Genomic DNA, 23894 nt, shown 5'->3' on the forward strand with positions numbered 1-23894 from the left:
GTCCGCGCTGCGGCTGCCCCTGCCATTTATCGGTTGTGGGCACTTCTCGCAGGCGCGGAAATCGGTCGGCAACGCCTTGAAATTCTAGCTACTTGCTACATCCGTGATAGCAACTAACGGCGGTATTTGCTAAACCTGATGCAGATTTCACCATTGAAAACGTGCCGCAGACGGTTACTTGGCGTGCCGGCAGGTTTCGAAGCCGTAATCTGGCGCAAGCGGGTGGTTCGACGGTCGCGAGGGCCGAATGCGCGATGATCGGGGCTTTTTGCCTCAACAAAACTTGAGGTTTGACATAAAGACGTGGCATAATCCGAGGTTCGCTAAAAGGATGGGTGTCCGAGTGGTTAAAGGAGGCAGACTGTAAATCTGTTCGCTAACGCGTACGCTGGTTCGAATCCAGCCCCATCCACCAGACATTCTGGTTTTGGCGAGTTAGTTGCAACAAAAAAGACTGCTGCAAGGTGGTCGTTGTTGGTGATGAAAATTAGTGTGAGTTAATCTGGCGGAGCTGCGCGGGAGTAGTTCAATGGTAGAACCCTAGCCTTCCAAGCTAATGACGCGGGTCCGATTCCCGTCTCCCGCTCCAAAATGCCGTAGGTGTTGCGCGTCGGAGGCGTTTGTGGGGTTTCGTTGGTTGACGTTGCGCATATTTGTCGTCAAGGATTTTGGAATTTAGCCCATTTGGCTCAGTGGCAGAGCACTCCCTTGGTAAGGGAGAGGTCCCGGGTCCGATTCCCGGAATGGGCACCACTTTTTTGAGCTTGCGCGGCGTGCAGTGCCACAGCAGGCTGTAGTTGTTAACTGGTTTTGTAGCTCTTTACAAATTTCTGGAGTTGAAAATGGCAAAAGAGAAATTCGCGCGGACCAAACCGCACGTCAACGTTGGCACGATTGGCCACGTCGACCATGGCAAGACCACTTTGACCGCAGCGATCACCTCGGTGCTGGCGGCCAAGTTCGGCGGCACGGCCAAGGCCTACGATCAAATTGATGCGGCGCCGGAAGAAAAAGCACGCGGCATCACCATCAACACCGCCCACGTCGAGTACGAAACGGCCAACCGCCACTACGCCCACGTCGACTGCCCAGGCCACGCCGACTATGTGAAAAACATGATCACCGGCGCAGCCCAGATGGACGGCGCCATTCTGGTGTGTTCCGCGGCTGACGGCCCCATGCCCCAGACCCGCGAGCACATTCTGCTGGCCCGCCAAGTCGGCGTACCCTACATCATCGTGTTCCTGAACAAATGCGACATGGTTGACGACGCCGAACTGCTCGAGCTGGTCGAGATGGAAGTGCGCGAGCTGCTCGACAAATACGATTTCCCCGGTGATGACACCCCCATCATCCACGGCTCGGCCAAGCTCGCCCTCGAAGGCGACAAGGGCCCGCTGGGCGAAGAAGCCATCATGAAGCTGGCCGACGCTCTTGACAACTACATTCCCCTGCCAGAGCGCGCCATCGACGGTGCCTTCCTGATGCCCGTGGAAGACGTGTTCTCCATATCCGGCCGCGGCACCGTCGTGACCGGCCGTATCGAGCGCGGCATCATCAAGGTCGGCGAAGAAATCGAGATCGTCGGCATTGCTGATACCCAGAAGACCATTTGCACCGGCGTCGAAATGTTCAGGAAGTTGCTCGACCAGGGCCAGGCCGGCGACAACGTCGGTATTCTCTTGCGCGGCACCAAGCGTGAAGACGTCCAGCGCGGTCAAGTCCTGTGCAAGCCAGGCTCGATCAAGCCGCACACCCACTTCACCGGCGAGATCTACGTCCTGTCCAAGGACGAAGGCGGCCGCCACACACCCTTCTTCAACAACTACCGCCCGCAGTTCTACTTCCGTACGACGGACGTGACCGGAGCGATCGAGTTGCCAGAAGGCAAGGAAATGGTCATGCCCGGCGACAACGTGTCGATCACTGTCAAGCTGATCAACCCGATTGCCATGGAAGAAGGTCTGCGTTTCGCCATCCGCGAAGGCGGTCGTACCGTTGGTGCTGGCGTTGTCGCCAAAATCATCGCGTAATTAGTTGAAAGTTTGATGCAGGGGCATAGCTCAATTGGCAGAGCGTCGGTCTCCAAAACCGAAGGTTGATGGTTCGATTCCTTCTGCCCCTGCCACCCGGTGTTTGATGTGATGGATGTCAATGCCGAAGGTGGTTTGAAAAAGTAAAAAGCAAGCCCGCCGGGAGCCAAAAGCTTCTGGTGGGCTTAAGCGTCTGGATGGACGTATGAAGATTGAACAGGAAATCCGGCAATCATGGCTTCTTCTCAAGTTGAAACCGTCAGTACCAATGCCGACAAGGCCAAGCTGGGCTTGGCGGTTGTCATGGTGCTGGCTTCCCTGGCAGGCTTTTACCTGTTGAGCAAGCAGGGCCAGCTCGCGCAGTGGGGTGCCCTCATCGCAGGGTTGGTGGCAGCCGTCGTGATTTTCATGTCGTCCGAGCTAGGTCGGCAATTCCTCGCCTTCGGGCGTGACTCGGTGCGCGAAGTCAAAAAGGTTGTTTGGCCTACACGCAAGGAAACCATACAGATGACCGCCTATGTGTTTGGCTTCGTGGTGGTAATGGCCTTGTTTTTATGGGTCACGGATAAAACACTTGAATGGGTGTTTTACGACCTGATCCTGGGATGGAAAAAATAATGAGCGATCTAAATGTCACGGTGGCCAGTGAACTGGAAGCGGGTGCATCCCTCGCGCTGACCCCGGGTATGCAGTGGTATGTCGTCCATGCTTATTCCGGTATGGAAAAGGCGGCTGAGCGCAATATTGTCGAGCGTATCAACCGGGCCGGCATGCAGTCGAAGTTTGGTCGTTTTCTTGTGCCCACTGAAGAAGTGGTCGAGATCAAGAATGGCCAGAAGAAAACGACGGAGCGTCGTTTTTTTCCGGGCTATGTGCTGGTCGAGATGGTCATGGATGACGAAACCTGGCACCTGGTTAAGCACACCAACAAGGTCACGGGTTTTGTCGGTGGTGCCAAAAACCGGCCGTCACCCATTTCCGAGGAAGAAGTGCGGAAGATTGTCAGCCAGATGCAGGTTGGTACCGAGAAGCCGCGACATAAAGTCGAGTTTGAAACGGGCGAATATGTCCGTGTCAAGGATGGTCCGTTTACTGACTTCAATGGCACGGTGGAAGAAGTCAACTACGAAAAGAACAAGGTTCGTGTTTCGGTCACTATTTTCGGTCGTGCGACACCGGTTGAACTGGAATTCAGCCAGATCGAGAAGACCTGAAATTTTGAGGTGATAACCGGCGTTCTGCGAACCTGGACAGGTATCGCCGCGCTGGCGCATTCCGGTTATGAATTCGTGCCTTGCAACTCGGCGCGAGCGGTTCTTTTGAATCTTATTGAGTTGTGTAACCCCCGGGGAGTCGGGACCTGTTTTTTGACAGCGTTCAGGCGTTATTACCCGCAAGGAGAAAAGTATGGCGAAAAAAATCGTCGGCTTCGTCAAGCTGCAAGTGCCAGCTGGCAAGGCTAACCCGTCCCCCCCGATTGGCCCGGCTTTGGGTCAACGCGGCCTGAACATCATGGAGTTCTGCAAGGCATTCAATGCGCAGACCCAAGGTGTCGAGCCCGGCCTGCCACTGCCTGTGGTGATTACTGCCTACGCAGACAAGAGCTTCACCTTCATTATCAAGACGCCACCGGCGGTTACCCTGATCAAGAAGGCCATTAAGCTCGACAAGGGTTCTGCCACGCCGCACACGGCAAAAGTCGGCAAGATCACCCGTGCCCAGTTGGAAGAAATTGCCAAGACAAAAATGAAAGACATGACTGCGGCCGATCTCGACGCTGCGGTTCGTACTATTGCCGGTTCTGCCCGTTCCATGGGTGTGACGGTGGAGGGTGTTGTATGAGCAAGCTGACCAAACGTCAAAAAACCGTCGGCGACAAGGTCGACAGCAACAAGTTGTACGCATTGCCTGACGCGCTCGGCCTTGTAAAAGAGTTTGCCGTCGCCAAGTTTGATGAATCCATCGACGTAGCCGTGCAGCTTGGCATCGATGCCAAGAAATCCGACCAGGTCGTTCGCGGCGCTGTCGTACTGCCCAACGGAACCGGCAAAACCAAGAGGGTTGCCGTGTTTGCGCAAGGTGCCAAGGCTGAAGAAGCCAAGGCAGCCGGTGCGGACATCGTGGGCATGGATGATCTGGCCGCCGACATCAAGGCTGGCAAGATGGACTTCGATGTTGTGATTGCTTCTCCCGATGCGATGCGTATCGTTGGTACGCTGGGTCAGATTCTCGGCCCACGCGGCCTGATGCCCAACCCCAAGGTTGGCACCGTGACGCCCGATGTTGCTACCGCTGTAAGGAATGCAAAAGCCGGCCAGGTTCAGTTCCGCGTTGACAAGGCCGGTATCGTGCACGGCACCATCGGCCGCCGATCATTCGACACTGCCAAGCTGCAGGGCAACCTGGCTGCATTGATCGATGCATTGATCAAAGCCAAGCCGGCTACCAGCAAGGGCGTGTATTTGAAGAAGATTGCCGTTTCGTCAACGATGGGTGTCGGCGTTCGCGTCGATACGCAGACCATCGCGGCGTAATTGAAGAAATTTGAATGACCCGCGAGGGTTGTTCAATGTGGTGGGCTGCCGGAGCTTTCTCTGGCAGGTCATCCAGGACCGTTGGTGTGCTGGCCCGGCTTAAGAAATTGGGTGACGCACTTAATCGAAAGACAGCCAACGCAGATGGCGGTCCCGCTGCATGAATGGTTTTGCAAAGAATCTGAAACAGTTGGTCGCTGAACATGAGCGTGTCGAAGGGTAGCCGCGCAAGCTCCAACCCGATGGCACTTTTTTAAGGAGTAGACCTTGAGTCTCAATCGCAGTGAGAAACAAGCCGTCATTGATGAAGTGACAGGCCTCGCCGCTAAAGCTCAAACGCTCGTGATGGCGGAATACCGTGGCATTACGGTTGCTGACATGACCAAGCTGCGCAGCCAAGCCCGCGACAAAGGCGTGACCCTGAGTGTTCTGAAGAACACTCTGGCTCGCCGAGCCGTGGCAGGAAGCGCATTTGAAGTCTTGTCCGACCAGATGACCGGTCCGCTGATCTACGGCTTTTCCATCGATGCTGTCGCTGCTGCAAAAGTAGTGGCTGACTTCGCGAAAACCAACGACAAGTTGGTGATTCGCGCGGGTGCATTTGGTGGTAAGACCCTGGACGTGAACGGCGTGAAGCAACTGGCCAACATTCCTTCCAAGGACGTGTTGCTGGCCCAGTTGTGTGGCTTGCTGATGTCGCCTATCTCGCGTACCGCTGCTGTGCTTGCAGCGCTGGCAGCGAAGCGGGGCGGTGGCGAGGAAGCGGCAGAGGCTGCAGAGCCTGCGCCAGAACCCGCAGCGGCGTAATTACCAACCAACTTTTTTAGGAATTCAAAATGGCATTCGACAAAGACGCATTTTTGACCGTGCTGGACAGCATGACGGTCCTCGAACTCAACGACCTGGTGAAAGCCATCGAAGAGAAATTTGGTGTGAGCGCAGCTTCCATGGCTGCCCCCGCTGCTGGCGGTGGCGGTGCAGGTGCTGCTGTCGTTGAAGAGAAGACCGAATTCAACGTCGTTCTGCTTGAAGCTGGCGCCCAAAAGGTGCAGGTCATCAAGGCCGTGCGCGAAATCACCGGTCTGGGCCTCAAGGAAGCCAAGGATCTGGTTGACGGCGCACCAAAGAACGTCAAGGAAGGCGCCAACAAGGCTGACGCAGACGCTGCCAAGAAAAAGCTGGAAGATGCTGGCGCGAAAGTCGAACTCAAGTAATTCTTGATGTTTGGCAAGGCTGGAAGACCTTATCGGGCTTCCAGCCTTTCCCGTTTAAGGATGAGTTCCCGAAGTGACTTGCAAAGCGCGATTTTCCGATGTTTTAAAGATTTCACGGACAGACAACGGCGGTTCGCGCTGAACGGCAGTGATACCGGAAAAAAGATTGCCCCAATCTTTTTTCCAGTGTTTTCTGAAACCCGACTGCAGAAAACGCCTTGGTTCGGGTGACGTGCAATGCGTCACCGTCCGCCATGGTTGGTAGTGGCCAACCACCAAGTTGCCTGAATACGTGGTGTATTCAGGTTCGAGAGTCCCAGAGCCCATCATTACGGAGAACTCATGGCCCTAACTTCTAGTTACAGCTTCACCGAACGCAAACGCATCCGCAAAAGCTTCGGCAACCGCGAAAGCGTGTTGACTGTTCCCTATTTACTGCAAATGCAGAAAGATGCGTATACCGCATTCTTGCAAGCCGATCGCGCGCCTCAAAAACGTACGGTTGAAGGCCTTCAGGCAGCCTTTCAAAACGCTTTTCCAATCGTCTCGCACAACGGTTTTGTGGAGATGAAGTTCATTGAGTACAACTTGGCCAAGCCCGCATTTGACGTGCGCGAATGCCAGACCCGTGGCCTGACTTTCGCCTCGGCCGTGCGTGCCAAAGTGCAACTGATCATTTATGACCGCGAGTCGTCAACGTCGCAGTCCAAGGTCGTCAAGGAAGTCAAGGAGCAGGAGGTCTACATGGGCGAAGTGCCGCTCATGACTGACAAGGGCTCGTTCGTCATCAACGGCACCGAGCGCGTCATCGTGTCGCAACTGCATCGTTCGCCCGGCGTATTCTTCGAGCATGACAAAGGCAAGACCCACAGCTCGGGCAAATTGCTGTTTTCGGCCCGGATCATTCCGTACCGCGGTTCATGGCTGGATTTCGAATTCGACCCGAAAGACATTTTGTACTTCCGCGTTGACCGTCGTCGCAAGATGCCGGTCACGATCCTGCTCAAGGCCATCGGCCTGAACCACGAGTCGATCCTCGCCAACTTCTTTGTTTTCGATAATTTCCGTCTGATGGACAGCGGCGCGCAAATGGAGTTTGTGGCCGAGCGCATGCGCGGTGAAGTTGCGCGCTTTGACCTGACCGACAAGGCCGGCAAAGTCGTCGTGGCCAAGGACAAGCGCATCACGGTGCGTCACACCCGCGAGCTGGAGCAAAGCGGCACTACCAGCATCAGCGTTCCCGAAGATTTCCTGATCGGCCGTGTGGTCGCCAGGAATATCGTCGATGCCGACACCGGCGAGATCATTGCCAAGGCCAACGACGAGCTGAGCGAAGCGCTGCTGAAAAAGCTGCGCGTGGCGGGCATACAGGATCTGCAGGTCCTGTACACCAACGAACTTGACCAGGGTGCGTACATTTCGCAAACCCTGCGCGCCGATGAAACGGCCGACGAGTTTGCAGCGCGCGTGGCCATCTATCGCATGATGCGCCCGGGCGAGCCGCCGACCGAAGATGCGGTTCAAGCCCTGTTCCAGCGCCTGTTCTATAACCCGGACACCTACGATTTGTCCCGTGTCGGCCGGATGAAGTTCAACGCCCGTGTCGGCCGTGACGAGTCCACCGGCCCGATGGTCATGACCAACGAGGACATCCTCGCGGTCGTCAAGATCCTGGTCGACCTGCGCAACGGCAACGGCGAAGTCGATGACATTGACCACCTCGGCAACCGCCGGGTGCGCTGTGTCGGTGAACTTGCTGAAAACCAGTACCGCACCGGTCTGGCACGTATTGAAAAGGCCGTGAAAGAGCGCTTGGGCCAGGCTGAGCAAGAGCCCTTGATGCCGCATGACCTGATCAACAGTAAGCCGATTTCGGCTGCTCTGAAGGAGTTCTTCGGCGCATCGCAGCTGTCGCAGTTCATGGACCAGACCAACCCGCTGGCCGAAATCACGCACAAGCGCCGTGTTTCTGCCCTTGGCCCTGGCGGTTTGACCCGCGAACGCGCAGGTTTTGAAGTGCGTGACGTGCATGTGACCCATTACGGCCGCGTATGCCCGATTGAAACGCCCGAAGGTCCGAACATCGGCCTGATCAACTCGCTGGCGCTCTATGCCCGCCTAAACGAATACGGCTTCATCGAAACGCCGTACCGCCGGGTGGCTGACAGCAAGGTCACGATGGAAATCGATTACCTGTCGGCGATTGAAGAAGGCAAGTACGTGATTGCGCAGGCCAATGCTGCGCTGGACAAGGAAGGCCGCCTGACGGGTGACCTCGTGTCGGCCCGTGAAAAAGGCGAATCCATCCTGGTCGGAGCCGAGCGTGTCCAGTACATGGACGTGTCACCCGCGCAGATCGTGTCTGTGGCGGCTTCGCTGGTTCCGTTCCTGGAACACGATGATGCGAATCGCGCACTGATGGGCGCCAACATGTCGCGCCAAGCCGTGCCCGTGCTGCGTCCGGAAAAACCGCTCGTCGGCACCGGTATCGAACGCGTTGCGGCGGTTGACTCGGGTACGGTGGTGACAGCCACCCGTGGCGGTTTGGTGGACTATGTTGACGCGACCCGCATTGTGGTGCGTGTCAATGATGCGGAAGCACTCGCCGGTGAAGTCGGTGTGGACATCTACAACCTGATCAAATACCAGCGGTCCAATCAGAACACCAACATCCACCAGCGCCCCATCGTCAAGATGGGCGACCAGCTGGCCAAGGGCGACGTGATTGCCGACGGCGCATCGACCGACCTGGGCGAAATCGCCATTGGTCAGAACATGCTGATCGGCTTCATGCCATGGAACGGCTACAACTTTGAGGATTCGATTCTGATTTCCGAGCGCGTGGTGGCCGAAGACCGCTACACCTCGATTCATATCGAAGAACTCGTCGTGATGGCGCGTGACACCAAGCTGGGTTCCGAGGAGATCACACGCGACATTCCGAACCTTTCCGAGCAGCAACTCAACCGCCTCGACGAATCCGGCATCATTTACGTCGGTGCCGAAGTCCAGCCGGGCGACACGCTGGTGGGCAAGGTCACGCCAAAAGGCGAGACCACGCTGACGCCGGAAGAAAAACTGCTGCGCGCCATCTTCGGCGAAAAAGCCAGCGACGTGAAAGACACGTCTTTGCGCGTGAGCCAGGGCTCGCAGGGTACCGTCATTGACGTGCAGGTCTTCACCCGTGAAGGCATTGTTCGCGACAAGCGTGCCCAGCAGATCATCGACGACGAACTCAAGCGGTTCCGCCTGGACCTCAACGACCAGTTGCGGATTGTGGAAGCCGATGCATTTGACCGTATCGAAAAGCTTCTCAACGGCAAGGCTGCCAACGGTGGTCCGAAAAAGCTCGCCAAGGGAACGAAGATCGACAAGGCCTATCTGGCCGACGTCGAGAAGTACCACTGGTTTGATATCCGGCCGGCCGATGATGAAGTTGCCTCGCAGCTTGAAAGCATCAAGAACTCGATGGAGCAGACGCGCCACAGTTTCGATTTGTCTTTTGAGGAAAAGCGCAAGAAGTTGACGCAAGGCGACGAGCTGCCATCCGGCGTGCTCAAAATGGTCAAGGTTTACCTGGCTGTCAAGCGCCGCCTGCAGCCCGGCGACAAGATGGCCGGGCGCCACGGCAACAAGGGTGTGGTGTCCAAGATCGTTCCGGTCGAAGACATGCCCCACATGGCCGACGGTACGCCGTGCGACATCGTGCTCAACCCGCTGGGCGTGCCATCGCGCATGAACGTCGGCCAGGTGCTTGAAGTGCACTTGGGCTGGGCTGCCAAAGGCCTGGGTCAACGCATTGGCGACATGCTGCAGGCCGAGTCCAAGGTGGCCGAGCTGCGCCAGTTTATGGATACGCTGTACAACAAGTCGGGTCGCAAGGAAGACCTGGCTTCGCTGTCGGACGAGCAGGTCGTGGAGATGGCCCAGAACCTGACGACCGGCGTGCCTTTCGCCACGCCGGTGTTTGATGGCGCTTCGGAAGCGGACATCATGACCATGCTGCAACTGGCCTATCCCGATGCCGTGGCCAAGGCCAAGGGTCTGACGCCGACGCGCACTCAGGCACAACTGTATGACGGCCGCACCGGTGACGCTTTCGAGCGCACCACGACCGTGGGTTACATGCACTTCCTGAAGCTTCACCATCTGGTGGATGACAAGATGCACGCCCGCTCGACCGGTCCTTACAGCCTGGTCACGCAGCAGCCGCTGGGCGGCAAGGCGCAGTTCGGTGGACAGCGTTTCGGCGAGATGGAGGTCTGGGCGCTGGAAGCCTATGGCGCTGCCTACGTGTTGCAGGAAATGCTCACCGTCAAATCCGATGACGTGGTGGGTCGTACGAAGGTGTACGAAAGCATCGTCAAGGGCGAACACGCGATTACCGCAGGCATGCCCGAGTCGTTCAACGTGCTGGTGAAGGAAATTCGCTCGCTCGGTATCGACATGGAATTGGAACGCAGTTAAACGGCGGACAAGAAAAGGATTTAACACATGAAATCATTACTCGACCTGTTCAAGCAGTTCACGCCGGATGAGCATTTTGATGCCATCAAGATCGGCATGGCCTCGCCCGAGAAAATCCGCTCATGGTCTTTCGGTGAAGTTAAAAAGCCCGAAACCATCAACTACCGCACCTTCAAGCCCGAGCGCGACGGTCTTTTTTGCGCCAAAATCTTTGGCCCCATCAAGGACTACGAATGCCTGTGCGGCAAGTACAAGCGCCTCAAGCACCGCGGTGTCATCTGCGAGAAATGCGGCGTTGAAGTGACCCAGACCAAGGTCCGCCGCGAACGCATGGGTCACATCGACCTGGCCGCACCGTGCGCACACATCTGGTTTTTGAAGTCGCTGCCGTCGCGTTTGGGCCTGGTGCTCGACATGACGCTGCGCGACATCGAACGCGTGCTGTACTTTGAAGCCTATGTGGTGACCGACCCCGGCATGACCCCGCTGAAGAAATTCAGCATCATGTCGGAAGACGATTACGACGCCAAGCGCAAAGAGTATGGCGACGAGTACACCGCCAAGATGGGCGCCGAGGGCATCAAGGACCTGCTCGAAGGGCTGGACCTTGACGTTGAAATCGACAAGCTGCGCAATGACCTGACCGGCTCCGAGATCAAGATCAAGAAGAACGCCAAGCGCCTGAAGCTGATGGAAGGATTCAAGAAATCCGGCATCAAGCCTGGCTGGATGGTGCTAGACGTGCTGCCCGTGCTGCCGCCGGACCTGCGTCCGCTGGTGCCGCTGGACGGTGGCCGCTTTGCGACGTCCGATCTGAACGACCTCTATCGCCGCGTCATCAACCGCAACAGCCGCCTGCGCCGTTTGCTGGAACTCAAAGCGCCTGAAATCATTGCCCGCAATGAAAAGCGCATGCTCCAGGAAGCCGTGGACAGCTTGCTGGACAACGGTCGCCGTGGCAAGGCCATGACGGGCGCCAACAAGCGCGCACTCAAGTCACTGGCCGACATGATCAAGGGCAAGTCAGGCCGTTTCCGCCAGAACTTGCTGGGCAAACGGGTCGATTACTCGGGTCGTTCCGTGATTACCGTGGGCCCGACACTCAAGCTGCACCAGTGCGGTTTGCCCAAGCTTATGGCGCTGGAATTGTTCAAGCCCTTTATCTTCGCGCAGCTCGAAGTGCGTGGCATTGCCACCACCATCAAGGCGGCCAAGAAGGAAGTCGAATCCGGCACGCCGGTGGTCTGGGACATTCTGGAAGAGGTCATCAAGGAGCATCCGGTGATGCTCAACCGCGCGCCGACGCTCCACCGCTTGGGCATCCAGGCTTTCGAGCCGATCCTGATCGAAGGCAAGGCCATCCAGCTGCATCCGCTCGTCTGCTCGGCCTTCAACGCCGACTTCGACGGTGACCAGATGGCTGTCCACGTACCGCTGTCGGTCGAAGCGCAAATGGAGGCCCGCACCCTGATGCTGGCTTCGAACAACATCCTGTTCCCGGCCAACGGCGAGCCGTCCATCGTTCCATCGCAAGACGTGGTGCTGGGCCTTTACTACACGACCCGCGACCGTACCAACGGCAAGGGCGAAGGTCTGGTTTTTTCTGACACCGGCGAAGTGCGCCGCGCCTTCGACGCGGGCGAGCTCGATCTGAACGCCCGCATCAGCGTGCGCCTGACCGAGTGGAGCAAGGACAAGGAAACGAACGAGTTCGTGCCGTCGACCAAGCTGTGGGAAACCACCGGCGGCCGTGCCTTGTTGTCCGAAATCCTGCCCAAGGGCCTGCCTTTTTCGAACATCAACAAGGCCTTGAAGAAGAAGGAAATCTCCAAGCTCATCAACGTGTCTTTCCGCAAGTGCGGTTTGAAGGAGACCGTGGTGTTTGCCGACAAGCTGCTGCAGTCGGGCTTTCGCCTGGCGACCCGGGCGGGTATTTCGATCTGCATCGAAGACATGCTGGTGCCCAAGGAAAAGACCAGCATCATTGCGCACGCCCAGAAGGAAGTCAAAGAGATCGAGCAGCAGTATGTTTCGGGTCTGGTGACGGCCGGCGAGCGTTACAACAAGGTGGTCGACATCTGGGGCAAGTCGGGCGATGAGGTCTCCAAGGCGATGATGGCCCAGCTTTCAAAGGAAAAGGTCATTGACCGCCACGGCAAGGAAGTCGAGCAGGATTCCTTCAACTCCATCTACATGATGGCCGACTCGGGTGCGCGCGGTTCCGCCGCGCAGATTCGCCAGGTCGCCGGCATGCGGGGTTTGATGGCCAAGCCTGACGGCTCGATCATCGAGACACCGATTACCGCCAACTTCCGCGAAGGCCTGAACGTGCTGGAGTATTTCATCTCCACGCACGGTGCCCGCAAGGGCCTGGCCGACACGGCGCTGAAAACCGCCAACTCCGGTTACCTGACGCGCCGCCTGTGCGACGTGGTGCAGGACCTGGTGGTGACCGAGGACGATTGCGGCACGCAGGACGGCTCGCTGATGCGCGCCATCGTCGAGGGCGGTGAAGTGATCGAATCGCTGCGCGACCGGGTACTCGGCCGCACCGTGGTGGAAGACATCCTGCACCCCGAGAACCGCGCGGTCCTGATCAAGGCCGGCGTCATGCTGGACGAAGACCTGATTGACGGGCTGGAAATTGCCGGCGTTGACGAAGTCAAGGTGCGGACCGCACTGACCTGCGAAACCCGCTTCGGACTGTGCGCCAGCTGCTATGGCCGCGACCTGGGTCGCGGCGGCCTGATCAACATCGGTGAAGCGGTCGGTATCATCGCCGCGCAGTCGATCGGTGAGCCTGGCACTCAGCTGACGATGCGCACCTTCCACATCGGTGGGGCGGCCTCGCGCGCGGCGATTGCCTCCAGTGTCGAAGCCAAGTCCAATGGTGTGATCGGTTTCAACGTACCGATGCGCTATGTGACCAACGCCAAGGGCGACCTGGTGGTGATTGCGCGTTCCGGCGAGATCGTCATTCATGACGAGCATGGCCGTGAGCGCGAGCGTCACAAGGTGCCTTACGGCGCAACGCTGACCGTCAAGGCCGACCAGACCATCAAGGCGGGCGCGATTCTGGCCAACTGGGATCCGCTGACACGCCCCATCATTACCGAATTTGCCGGCAAGGTGCTGTTCGAGAATGTCGAAGACGGCGTCACGGTAGCCAAGCAGGTTGACGAGGTGACTGGTCTGTCCACCCTGGTGGTGATTGATCCGAAACGCCGCGGTTCGACCAAGGTGATCCGTCCGCTGGTCAAGTTGCTCGATGCCACCGGCAACGAAGTCAAGATTCCCGGCACCGATCACTCGGTGACGATTGGCTTCCAGATCGGTGCGCTGGTCCAGGTGCGTGACGGTCAGGACGTGGGACCCGGCGAAGTGCTGGCGCGTATCCCGATCGAAGGCCAGAAAACCCGCGACATTACCGGCGGTTTGCCGCGCGTCGCCGAGTTGTTCGAAGCCCGTACGCCAAAAGACAAGGGCACGCTGGCCGAAATGACCGGGACCGTGTCCTTCGGCAAGGAAACCAAAGGCAAGGTTCGCCTGCAGATCACCGATCCCGAAGGCAAGGTCTGGGAAGACCTCGTTCCCAAGGAGAAGAACATCTTGGTGCACGAAGGCCAGGTCGTGAACAAGGGCGAATCGATTGTGGACGGTCCGGCCGATCCGCAGGACATCCTGCGCCTGCTGGGCGTGGCCGAACTGGCTCGCTACATCGTCGATGAAGTGCAGGACGTGTACCGTCTGCAGGGTGTGAAGATCAACGACAAGCACATCGAAGTGATTGTTCGCCAGATGCTGCGCCGTGTGGTGGTTGAAAACGTCGGTGACACCAGCTATATCGCTGGCGAACAGGTCGAGCGTTCGGCGCTGCTGGATGTCAACGACGCCCTGCGCGCCGACGGCAAGATCCCTGCCACCTTCAGCAACCTGCTGCTGGGTATTACCAAGGCGTCGCTGTCGACCGATTCGTTCATCTCAGCGGCTTCCTTCCAGGAAACCACCCGCGTGCTCACCGAGGCTGCCATCATGGGCAAGCGCGACGAGTTGCGTGGCCTGAAGGAAAACGTCATCGTCGGCCGGCTGATTCCTGCCGGCACCGGCATGGCCTACCACGAGGCGCGCAAGGCCAAGGACCTGATGGATGACTCCGAGCGTCGCGCCATCGCCGAGTCCGAAGCGGCTGAACTGGAAGCGGTGCATGCCGAAGCCAGTGGCGAAAGTACGGCAGCAGAGTAAGCCGCAAGCCCTCTGCCGCGCCTTGACCAGCGCCTGGCCCCACGCCTGCAAAGGTGTGGGGCTTTTTTTGTTTCTAAGGAAGATGAGCCGATGGTGTTGCCTGCAAATTGGCGAAAATACAGGAAATCCCGGCTACGTGCAGGTATTATCGGCATTTAATGCTATTGAATATATAGCAACTGGCAATTTCAGCCTGTTTTTCGGAAGCGTTGAAAATACGGTTACTCTCGCAGCAAGCCCCGCCAGCCATTGAAAATAGGGCTTGCTGTTTTGTGACCTTCAGCCTCAAGGAATGCTTTTCATGTCCATGCGCACGATTGTGTTTATTGCCCTGTTTGCCGTGCTGGTGTTCTGGGCCGTAGGGGCTTACAACCGGCTGGTACGCCTGAAAAACATCATTTTCAATGCGTTTGCGCAGATTGATGTCCAGCTCAAACGGCGCTATGACCTGATACCCAACCTGGTCGAAGCCGCCAAAAAATACCTGCAGCATGAGCAGGACACGCTGGAGGCGGTGATCGCCGCGCGCAACCGGGCGCGCAACGCCAGCGATGCGGTGCGAAGCCGACCGGGCAAGGCCGACGCCATCATCGCACTGGCCGCCGCAGAACAGGCGCTGGACGGAAGCCTGGGTCATCTGTTTGCGGTGGCCGAGGCCTACCCGGAACTCAAGGCCGACCAGACCATGCGCGAGTTAAGCGAAGAGCTGACCAGTACCGAAAACAAGGTCGGTTTTGCGCGGCAGGCCTACAACGACGCCGTGCTCGACTACAACAACGCGCAAGAGCAGTTTCCAACTCTACTGCTGGCGCGGCTGTTCGGTTTTACGCCGTCGGTGATGCTGCGCGCCACCGAGAGCGCGGTGGAACGCCAGGCTATCCGGATCCAGCTGTAATGGCCCCCTCGCCTGTCGCTCCGCGTACTGCGCTGCCCCCGGAGGGGGCCGCCCCGCCTGCGGCTTCGCAAAGCCAGTTCCGCGGCCGGAACTTGCATGGCCAGGGGCAGTGGGAACTCGTCTTTTCAAGTACCGGCCGCAGGACCGGCTTTGCCGGACTGCAGGCGGGGCGGCCCCCTCGGGGGGCAGGAAGCTACACGCAGTGAGCGACCGTGGGGGCTTGATAGATGCGATTTTTTGATCAACAGGAACAAGCCAGGGCGCAAACGCTGCGTCTGCTGCTGCTGTTTGGCGTAACGGTGATTGCGCTGGTGGTGGCGGTCAATGTCGCTCTGGCGCTGGCCTGGCGCGCGGTGACACCGGGGTTGAGTGGCTACCCGGCCTACTTTTTTGCCGTCAATACCACCGTCATTCTGCTGTTTGTGCTGGGTGGCTGGTGGCTGGAGACCTCGGCGCTGCAGGGCGGCGGCGAAGCACTGGCACGCCAGGCGGGCGCGCGCGAGGCCTGGCCCTCAGTCCGCGATGCCGAGCGGCGTTTGTGCAACATCGTCAGTGAGCTGGCAATTGCCGTCAACATGAAACCACCCCGGGCCATGGTGCTGACACGCCAGCATGGCATCAATGCCTTTGCCGCCGGGTGGGACGAAAGTGACGCCGTGGTGGCGGTCACCCAGGGCGCGCTTGACTGCCTGAGCCGCGATGAATTGCAGGGTTTGCTGGCGCACGAATTCAGCCACTTGCGCGAAGGCGATACGCGCCTGAACATGCGGCTGGCCGGCATGGTGTTCGGCCTGGAGATGGTCTTCAACCTGGGCGCCAGCCTGTACAACGCCGACGACAGGGGAGAGCGTTCCCTTTTGTCGCTGCTGGCTCTGCCGGGACTGGCCATCATGGCGACGGGCTCCCTGGGCTGGCTGGCTGGACGGGCCCTGAAAGCGGCTGTTTCGCGCCAGCGCGAATTTCTCGCCGATGCCCGCGCCGTGCAATTCACGCGCAGCAAGGACGGGCTGGGCGGTGTGCTGCGCAAGGTGGCAGGCGAGCAGACCGGCAGCCGATTGAGCGGCGGCGTGTCGCAGGCCCTGCATCCTTCGGTGCAGCACATGCTGCTGGTGAGCGCCAGCAGTCCGGCGCGCTGGCTGGCCAGCCATCCGCCGCTGGCCGAGCGCATCCGCCGCATTTATGGCCGGCCGATGGGCGCGCTGGTTGCGCGGCCCGATGATCAGGCGCCAACCCGGCCGGACGCCCTGTTTTAATCACACGGAATTCCTGCACGGGTGGCCACGGTCAGTGCCTACTTCGGGTTGCGGCCGGGCTGGTCTAATAGAGGCTGCGCCTTCCGCTTCCGGACGGCTGTTAACCCTGGCTTGAACAAGCTGGTCCTGACGGAACCGATGCAAGAACACCCGACCCAAGTCCCCTCAGCCCAAGTCCCCTTGTGGCGCCAGCTGCAGGGCGCAGCCTCGGTTTTGCTGGCCGTGCGCGATGGCCAGTCCATGACGCCTGCGCTGGAAGACGTCGACGCCCAGTTGCGGCCTGGCGTTCAGGCGCAGGCCTTTCATGCGCTGCGCTGGCTGGGCCGCGCCGAAGCACTGCGCCAGCAGCTCGCCAAACGCCCGCCGCCGCCCGAAGCCGATGCGCTGCTTTGCGTTGCCCTGGCTTGCATGATCACCACGCCGGGCACTGAAGTGTCCTCACGGTCATCCGGCGGAGCTGGTTTTCCTGAAGGCAGCCCGCCAGAAAATTCTGCGCCCGCGACCATTTTGGCGTCTTTGTACACGCCGTACACGCTGGTTGATCAGGCGGTCGAAGCGGCCAAGCGCAGCGAATCCACCCGGCATCAGGCCAGTTTCATCAACGGCTGCCTGCGCCGCTTCCTGCGCGAGCAGGACGCCCTGATGGCGCTGACCGAAAAAAGCCCGCAAGCGGTCTGGAACCACCCGCAATGGTGGATAGACCAGGTGCGCAAAGACCACCCGGCGGACTGGCAGGCGATTTTGCAGGCCAACAACACCCGGGCTTCGCTCATATTGCGAATAAATGAACGAAAAACGACGCAGGTCCAGTATTTACGGTCACTAGCTGCTATTGATATAGAAGCGTCGCCAGCCGGGCAGCACGGCGTCATCCTGGCGACGGCGCGTCCCGTGACTTCGTTGCCCGGCTATGCCGAAGGACATTTTTCAGTGCAGGACGCTGCCGCCCAGCTGGCCGCGCCCCTGCTGCTTGAGGGACTGGCGGCTGGAGACGCCAAAGCCCGGCTCAACATCCTTGACGCCTGCGCCGCTCCCGGCGGCAAAACCGCGCATCTGCTGGAGCTGGCCGATTGCGAGGTGACCGCGCTGGACATCGACGCGCGTCGCTGCGAGCGCATTGCGCAAAACCTGCAGCGCCTCGGCCTGCAGGCGCACATCGTGGTGGGTGACGCCGCCCGGCCGGGCGACTGGTGGGATGGCCGGCTTTACGACGGCATCCTGCTCGACGCACCCTGCACCGCCTCGGGCATCGTGCGGCGCCATCCCGACGTGCGCTGGCTGCGCCGGCCGGGCGACATCGGCCAGCTGGCCGGCATTCAGGCGCGCTTGCTGGCCGCGCTCTGGCCGCTGTTGAAACCGGGCGGACGGCTGGTGTACTGCACCTGCTCGGTTTTCAGGGCGGAAGGCGAGCGCCAGGTACAAACGTTTGTTACGCACCACACGGATGCCGTATTAATGCCGTCACCAGGGCATTTGCTGCCCCAAAGTGGGGTCGGCGCGACAGTCTTCCCGGACAATTTGATGCGTGAGCATGACGGTTTTTATTACGCACTCCTTGAAAAGCGCAACGCCTAGCGCTCGTCGCGCGTTCGCCCGCCTGCTGCTCGGCTTTTGCCTGTGCGCGATGCTGGCACCGGGACAAGGCTATGCGGCTGGCACCGAGATCACCCAGCTGCACGTCGAGCGCGCCGAGGACGGCGTGTTCCTCTCGGCGCTGGTGCGCTTTGAGCTGCCACCTGTGGTCGAGGAGGCCCTGTCCAAAGGGATTCCGCTGTTTTTTGTGGTCGAGACCGATATCTACCGTGACCGCTGGTACTGGACCGATCAGCGCGTGGCGAGTGCTGCCCGCACGCTGCGCCTGGCCTACCAGCCGCTGACGCGAAAATGGCGCGTCAACATCGTGCCGGGGCTCATCACCAGCTCGTCGGGCCTGCGCGCGACGCTGAACCAGAATTATGAAACCCTGGCCGAAGCGCTGTCGGCGATACAGCGCGTTGCGCGCTGGAAAATCGCTGACTCGTCCGAGGTGGAGCCGGAGTCCGAATACGAGATCGGCCTGAGTTTCCGGCTTGATCTCTCCCAACTGCCGCGCCCGTTCCAGATCGGCGTGGCCGGTCAAAGGGACTGGACCATTTCCGCCCAGGTCAAAGAGCGCCTGAAGTTGCTGCCGCCCACGACCGGCATGGCTGCGGAGACTGAAGCGGGGGGTAGCCGGTGAGCATCCCCGGCAATTTGAACGTGCTCAAAAGCAGCGCGGCTTTTCGCTGGACCGTCGGTGTCGGCGTGGGCACGGTGATTGCGCTCGGGCTGGTGCTGCTGTTTTTGCTGACGCAGGCGACCGGCAACCGCGAGCTTTACGAACGCAATTACGCCCTCCTTTTTGCGCTGAACGTGGCGGTCGCCTGTCTCTTGCTGCTGGTGATCGGCTGGATTGTGCTGCGCTTGACGCTGCGCCTGCGCCGCGGCCGGTTTGGCAGCCGCCTGCTGCTCAAGCTGGCAGCGATCTTTGCGCTGGTCGGCCTGCTGCCCGGCCTGATGATTTATGTGGTGTCCTACCAATTCGTTTCGCGTTCCATTGAGACCTGGTTCGACGTGGAAGTCGAAGGCGCTCTGGTGGCCGGCCTGAACCTGGGGCGCGCCACGCTCGACACGCTGGCGGCCGACCTCGCCAACAAGACGCGCCAGGCCGCCACGCAACTGTCGGAAACGCCAGACGCCATGACCGGGCTGGCACTGGAGCGCCTGCGCGACCAGCTGTCGGCCAGCGATGTGGTGCTCTGGAGCGCCTCCGGCCAGTTGCTGGCCAGCGCAGGAGAATCGCGCTTTTTGCTGCAGCCCGAGCGACCCTCGGCGCCACAGTTGCGCAGCGCACGCACCCAGCGCGTCACCACCCAGATTGAAGGTCTTGACGAAGTGATGCCCGGCGGCAATGGTGAACTCGACGCTGGCGCTGCCGGTCCGGCTTCGCCACCGCGTGGCGCCACCAGCGCGCCGCGCGTCAAGGCCATTGCCGTGGTCAACAATCCCAATCTCAACGTGCTGGGTCAGTCCCGCTTTCTGCAGGTGACCGCCGTTCTGCCCGCTGGCCTGGTGGCCAATGCGATTGCCGTTCAGGAGGCCAACCGCCAATACCAGGAGCGCGCACTGGCGCGCGGTGGCCTGCGCAAAATGTACATTGGCACACTAACGCTCAGTCTTTTCCTTGCGGTGTTTGGCGCGGTGGTGCTGGCGGTGCTGCTCGGCAACCAACTGGCCAAGCCACTGCTCTTGCTGGCCGAGGGCGTCAAGCAGGTGGCCCAGGGTGATCTCACGCCCAAGGCCGCGTTGCAGGGCAAGGACGAGCTGGGCGGGCTGACGCGCTCCTTCGCCGACATGACGCAGCAGCTGGCCGACGCGCGCGGGGCGGTGCAGCACAGCATGAGCCAGGTCAACGCCGCCCGTGCCAACCTGCAAACGATTCTCGACAACCTCACGGCGGGTGTCATTGTGCTGGACGTGCGGGGCAACATCCAGTCCAGCAATCCGGGCGCCACCCGCATCCTGCGCGCGCCCTTGGAAGACTTTCAGGGCCAGTCACTTGGCGAAGTGCCGGGGCTGGAGGTGTTTGCCAAGGATGTGCTGGCCCAGTTTGCCGACTACCTCAGCAACAACGCAACGCAGGTGCTGGCGCACTGGCAACAATCGTTCGAGCTCCATGGCGCCGGCCACGGTGCCAGCAACAATGCCATCACATTGATTGCGCGTGGTGCCAAAATGCCAGGCACCGAGGAATATCTGCTGGTGTTCGACGACATCTCCGACATGGTGTCTGCCCAGCGCGCGCAGGCCTGGGGCGAAGTGGCGCGCCGGCTGGCGCACGAAATCAAGAACCCGCTCACGCCCATCCAGCTGTCAGCCGAGCGCCTTGAAATGAAGCTTTCGGGCAAGGTCGGGCCGGCCGAGCAGGCGCTGCTGACGAAATCCGTCAAAACCATCGTCGATCAGGTCGATGCCATGAAGCGGCTGGTCAACGAATTTCGCGACTATGCCCGCCTGCCCGCGGCCGAGCTGAAAGCCCTGGACCTCAACGTGCTGATCGCCGAAGTGTTGCAGCTCTATCAAAACGACAGCTTCGGCGAGCACGCGGTGGTGCCGGTTCATGCCGAGCTTGACCCGAGGGCCCCGCCGATTCAGGGCGACGCGCAGCAGCTGCGTCAGGTGATTCACAACCTGCTGCAAAACGCACAGGATGCCCAGGAGGGCAGGCAAAACGCCAGTGTCACCCTGAAAACCGAGTACTCGGAAACCACCAACCGCGTGCGCCTGACGGTGCGTGACAATGGGACTGGCTTTCCGGAACACATCCTCAAGCGCGCTTTTGAGCCCTATGTCACCACCAAGGTCAAAGGGACCGGTCTCGGGCTCGCGGTGGTCAAAAAAATTGCCGATGAACACGGCGCGCGCATTGATATTTCAAACCGCATGGCCGGCGGCGCGGTGCAGGGCGCGCAAGTATCGTTATCATTCGCAGTTGTGGCCTGACAACACTTGCAGCGCGCAGCTGGCAAAAAGCTTCTACAGGCACACCGTCTCATCCGCAATAACAGGCAGGGCAGCATTCAATCATGGCAAACATTCTGGTGGTCGACGACGAGTTGGGCATACGTGACCTTCTATCGGAAATCCTCAACGACGAGGGGCATCAGGTTGACCTTGCCGAAAACGCCGCGCAGGCGCGCGCCGCCCGTGCCCGAGCGAGGCCTGACCTGGTGCTGCTCGACATCTGGATGCCCGACACCGATGGCGTGACGCTGCTCAAGGAGTGGTCCTCCAGCGGCCTGCTCACCATGCCGGTCATCATGATGAGCGGCCACGCCACCATAGACACGGCGGTAGAGGCCACCAAGATCGGCGCCATGGCGTTTCTTGAGAAACCCATCACCCTGCAAAAACTGCTCAAGGCCGTCGAGCAAGGCTTGGCCAGAACCATCGCTCGTCCCGTCAGCGCGCCCAACGCCGCAGTGCACCTGGTCGACTTCTCGGCCGACGCATCTGCCATGCAAGGCGGCGTTTTAGTCGCACCGATCGACCGCGGCCCGCAAGCCACCCAGAGTTTTCTGCTTGAAAAGCCGCTGCGCGAAGCGCGTGACGAATTTGAAAAAGCCTATTTCGAATTTCACTTGGCCAAGGAAGGCGGCTCCATGACCCGGGTCGCTGAAAAAACCGGTCTGGAGCGTACCCACCTGTACCGCAAACTCAAGCAGTTGGGCGTTGACCTCACGCGAGGCAAGCGCGGCGGCTGAATTTCAGGCCTCGCCGGGCGAGAATCGGCCTTGGGGCTGGTATATACTCCTGTGCTCAGGCCCGGTAGCTCAGTCGGTAGAGCAGAGGATTGAAAATCCTTGTGTCGGTGGTTCGATTCCGCCCCAGGCCACCAGTATCCATGCGCCCCAGCGCCCTTTTCGGGTTCTGGGGCGTTTCTACAATTGCCTCGATTTTTCTACAATTCGGTAGGTAACGCATTGTTACCGTATTGCCTTCGTGCTAGCATGATCACACTTTCAGGGAAAAATCTATGGTGCAAGGTCTTCCGACTAAGCTCAACAAAGAACCATTGATCGAGGCAATTTTCGAGATCCGGTTCACATCTTCGGTGAATGCCTCAGACATCATGCCGGGATTTTTGCATGCAAAGTCAAAGGGCTCAAAGATTGAGCGGCTTCCAATTGGGCAGATACCACGAGAAATTCGGGAGGCTGACCCTCAGCTTGCTCAACAGCCATTAGTTCGCATTCACTTAGACAATTTTTTGGTTTTGGTAGGCGACAAGGCGTTGGCTTTGTCCTGCAAGCTGCCCTATCCTGGCTGGAAGGCTTTCAAAGCTGAAATTCAACAGATGCTTTCATATGTTGAGGATGCAGGCATTGTTGATAAGGTTGAACGGTACGCGCTTAAATATATTGATGTAATTGAGGGATCCTCTGTTGCTGAAATGATAGGGCGGATAAATTTCTCTGTTGAGTTAGGTGGTAACAAGCCCAACTCAACCATTCAGATGCAGTTCGAAGTTCCCAGGGATGAGTTCGTGCATGTCTTGCAAGTTGGCGCTCCAGGTACAGTGACCTTGATAAATGGCGAAGCTCGGCAAGGATTAGTTTTGACGGTAGATACCATTTCTCAGCAGGTTGAGCTTCCTTTGAGCGCTTTAGAAAATGGGTTGTTTTTGGACCGTATTCATGATGTGAATAAGCAGCTATTTTTTGAGTGTCTTACGAATGAGACTGTAAAATTTTTGGATCCAATTTATGACTAATATCATCTTCAAAATGTCGATGGCACCGGCTCTGGCTATGAGTGCGGCCATAGTTCATGCTGGTATGTTTTACAAACCTCCAGAGCAAGAGGTCCACGCACCCATTAGCGGAAAAAACATTACTTTTAGTTCGACTCCAAGCACGGCTGCGGGTAGCAAAGTGCTATACATATCTTCTGGATCTGAAAATTCTAATTATGTGGTGGATCAGCAACTTGCAGGTTTTTATGCAAATTTTGCTGGTTCACAAGTTCGGATGGATGCGGATCTCGAGCTTATTCTTATGGAGAATCTGACAGGTCTCTATTCACGCTCCTAAGCTATGGAGTTGAACGAAGCTTCATTAGCTAAGTACTTTCCATATTACCTTACGGTAGTGGAGAAAAATGGCTTGATGTTGGAACTGAAAAAATGGCCAAATCCTCTTAATTACTATATTTCCATGTATACCGATGAGGTTTTGCAGGGCGATGCTTGGACTCAAGTACCAATAAGAGATTTTGGCTCAGGTGAGATGCATCGGGTGGATGCAGTTGTCTTATCAAATAGTTGTTTAATTGACCCTGCTAATCATCGAGACATTCCTGCAAAAATTACTGTTGCTCCATTAATCGAATTAGCGCGTTATGAGGATTTGCTTAAATCTAAAGGCATTACCCAGTCGCGCATCGATGCTCAAATTGGTGGAATCAAATTGCAACAGGTTTACAACATTGTGTATTTTCCCAAAGGTGCAGGACTCAAAGCTGACATGTTTGTGATGCTTGATGATGCACATTCATTTCCAAGTCAGCATCTCTTGCAGGGTGTTGGAAGCGGAAAGAATAACAAGCTTGCCACTTTGAGTTTGGCTGGATTTTTTTTGTTTTTGTTTAAATTGTCGGCACACTTTTGCCGCTTTCATGAGAACGTAAAGCGGTCAGAGATTCAACCATCAGGATCGATTCCAGGAGGAATGTAGCTG

19 protein-coding genes and 5 tRNA genes are annotated in these 23894 nt (G+C 58.5%); all 24 read left to right on the forward strand.

Annotated features, from left to right (window positions below; translation table 11 throughout):
• Positions 1-329 precede the first annotated feature (329 nt).
• Positions 330-415, forward strand: a tRNA-Tyr gene (locus HHJ19_RS06105).
• A gap of 100 nt (positions 416-515) precedes the next feature.
• Positions 516-589, forward strand: a tRNA-Gly gene (locus HHJ19_RS06110).
• Between the two features lie 89 nt (positions 590-678).
• A tRNA-Thr gene (locus HHJ19_RS06115) sits at positions 679-753 on the forward strand.
• 89 nt (positions 754-842) lie between these two features.
• Complete coding sequence (gene tuf, locus HHJ19_RS06120) at positions 843-2033, forward strand: elongation factor Tu (RefSeq protein WP_296905007.1); 1191 nt, start codon at positions 843-845, stop codon at positions 2031-2033.
• Between the two features lie 19 nt (positions 2034-2052).
• Positions 2053-2128: transfer RNA gene (locus HHJ19_RS06125), tRNA-Trp, on the forward strand.
• A gap of 139 nt (positions 2129-2267) precedes the next feature.
• On the forward strand, positions 2268-2651 hold the full coding sequence (gene secE, locus HHJ19_RS06130) for a preprotein translocase subunit SecE (protein ID WP_296905009.1): 384 nt from the start codon (positions 2268-2270) through the stop codon (positions 2649-2651).
• Positions 2651-3247 carry a transcription termination/antitermination protein NusG gene (gene nusG, locus HHJ19_RS06135; protein ID WP_296905057.1) on the forward strand — a complete coding sequence of 199 codons (597 nt, stop codon included), beginning with the start codon at positions 2651-2653 and terminating at the stop codon, positions 3245-3247. Before secE ends, nusG begins: the two co-directional genes overlap by 1 nt.
• Before the next feature lie 193 nt (positions 3248-3440).
• Positions 3441-3875 carry a 50S ribosomal protein L11 gene (rplK, locus tag HHJ19_RS06140; protein WP_011485322.1) on the forward strand — a complete coding sequence of 145 codons (435 nt, stop codon included), beginning with the start codon at positions 3441-3443 and terminating at the stop codon, positions 3873-3875.
• Positions 3872-4567 (forward strand): 50S ribosomal protein L1, encoded by a 696-nt coding sequence (rplA, locus tag HHJ19_RS06145; protein WP_296905011.1) that lies wholly within the window; start codon positions 3872-3874, stop codon positions 4565-4567. The genes rplK and rplA overlap by 4 nt, the downstream gene beginning before the upstream one ends.
• 267 nt (positions 4568-4834) lie before the next feature.
• Positions 4835-5374 carry a 50S ribosomal protein L10 gene (rplJ, locus tag HHJ19_RS06150; RefSeq protein ID WP_296905013.1) on the forward strand — a complete coding sequence of 180 codons (540 nt, stop codon included), beginning with the start codon at positions 4835-4837 and terminating at the stop codon, positions 5372-5374.
• Between the two features lie 29 nt (positions 5375-5403).
• Positions 5404-5781, forward strand: coding sequence for a 50S ribosomal protein L7/L12 (gene rplL, locus HHJ19_RS06155; protein ID WP_296905015.1), 378 nt, complete (start codon positions 5404-5406; stop codon positions 5779-5781).
• Between the two features lie 342 nt (positions 5782-6123).
• A complete protein-coding gene (gene rpoB, locus HHJ19_RS06160; RefSeq protein ID WP_296905016.1) occupies positions 6124-10248 on the forward strand; it encodes a DNA-directed RNA polymerase subunit beta in 4125 nt (1374 codons plus the stop codon).
• A gap of 27 nt (positions 10249-10275) precedes the next feature.
• Positions 10276-14490: a DNA-directed RNA polymerase subunit beta' gene (gene rpoC / locus HHJ19_RS06165; protein ID WP_296905018.1), complete on the forward strand. Its 4215-nt coding sequence runs from the start codon at positions 10276-10278 to the stop codon at positions 14488-14490.
• Entirely contained in the window at positions 14453-14743 is a 291-nt protein-coding gene (locus tag HHJ19_RS06170) for a hypothetical protein (RefSeq protein ID WP_296905020.1), read from the forward strand. Before rpoC ends, HHJ19_RS06170 begins: the two co-directional genes overlap by 38 nt.
• A gap of 48 nt (positions 14744-14791) precedes the next feature.
• On the forward strand, positions 14792-15385 hold the full coding sequence (locus tag HHJ19_RS06175; protein WP_296905022.1) for a LemA family protein: 594 nt from the start codon (positions 14792-14794) through the stop codon (positions 15383-15385).
• A gap of 227 nt (positions 15386-15612) precedes the next feature.
• On the forward strand, positions 15613-16638 hold the full coding sequence (locus tag HHJ19_RS06180; RefSeq protein WP_296905023.1) for a M48 family metalloprotease: 1026 nt from the start codon (positions 15613-15615) through the stop codon (positions 16636-16638).
• A gap of 138 nt (positions 16639-16776) precedes the next feature.
• Positions 16777-18213, forward strand: coding sequence for a 16S rRNA (cytosine(967)-C(5))-methyltransferase RsmB (gene rsmB / locus HHJ19_RS06185; RefSeq protein WP_296905025.1), 1437 nt, complete (start codon positions 16777-16779; stop codon positions 18211-18213).
• Positions 18170-18856 carry a DUF4390 domain-containing protein gene (locus tag HHJ19_RS06190; RefSeq protein WP_296905027.1) on the forward strand — a complete coding sequence of 229 codons (687 nt, stop codon included), beginning with the start codon at positions 18170-18172 and terminating at the stop codon, positions 18854-18856. The genes rsmB and HHJ19_RS06190 overlap by 44 nt, the downstream gene beginning before the upstream one ends.
• Positions 18853-21159: an ATP-binding protein gene (locus tag HHJ19_RS06195; protein WP_296905029.1), complete on the forward strand. Its 2307-nt coding sequence runs from the start codon at positions 18853-18855 to the stop codon at positions 21157-21159. The genes HHJ19_RS06190 and HHJ19_RS06195 overlap by 4 nt, the downstream gene beginning before the upstream one ends.
• 83 nt (positions 21160-21242) lie before the next feature.
• Positions 21243-21920 carry a response regulator gene (locus HHJ19_RS06200; RefSeq protein ID WP_296905031.1) on the forward strand — a complete coding sequence of 226 codons (678 nt, stop codon included), beginning with the start codon at positions 21243-21245 and terminating at the stop codon, positions 21918-21920.
• A gap of 58 nt (positions 21921-21978) precedes the next feature.
• Positions 21979-22054 (forward strand) — tRNA-Phe (locus HHJ19_RS06205).
• A gap of 138 nt (positions 22055-22192) precedes the next feature.
• A complete protein-coding gene (locus HHJ19_RS06210) occupies positions 22193-22930 on the forward strand; it encodes a TIGR04255 family protein (RefSeq protein ID WP_296905033.1) in 738 nt (245 codons plus the stop codon).
• The gene (locus HHJ19_RS06215) at positions 22923-23249 is read left to right on the forward strand and encodes a hypothetical protein (protein WP_296905035.1); all 327 of its coding nucleotides are present in this window, start codon (positions 22923-22925) and stop codon (positions 23247-23249) included. Before HHJ19_RS06210 ends, HHJ19_RS06215 begins: the two co-directional genes overlap by 8 nt.
• A 9-nt stretch (positions 23250-23258) precedes the next feature.
• Entirely contained in the window at positions 23259-23891 is a 633-nt protein-coding gene (locus HHJ19_RS06220; protein ID WP_296905037.1) for a hypothetical protein, read from the forward strand.
• Positions 23892-23894 lie beyond the last annotated feature (3 nt).

It is taken from the genome of Polaromonas sp. (genome assembly GCF_012927415.1).
Classification (GTDB): domain Bacteria; phylum Pseudomonadota; class Gammaproteobacteria; order Burkholderiales; family Burkholderiaceae_C; genus Polaromonas.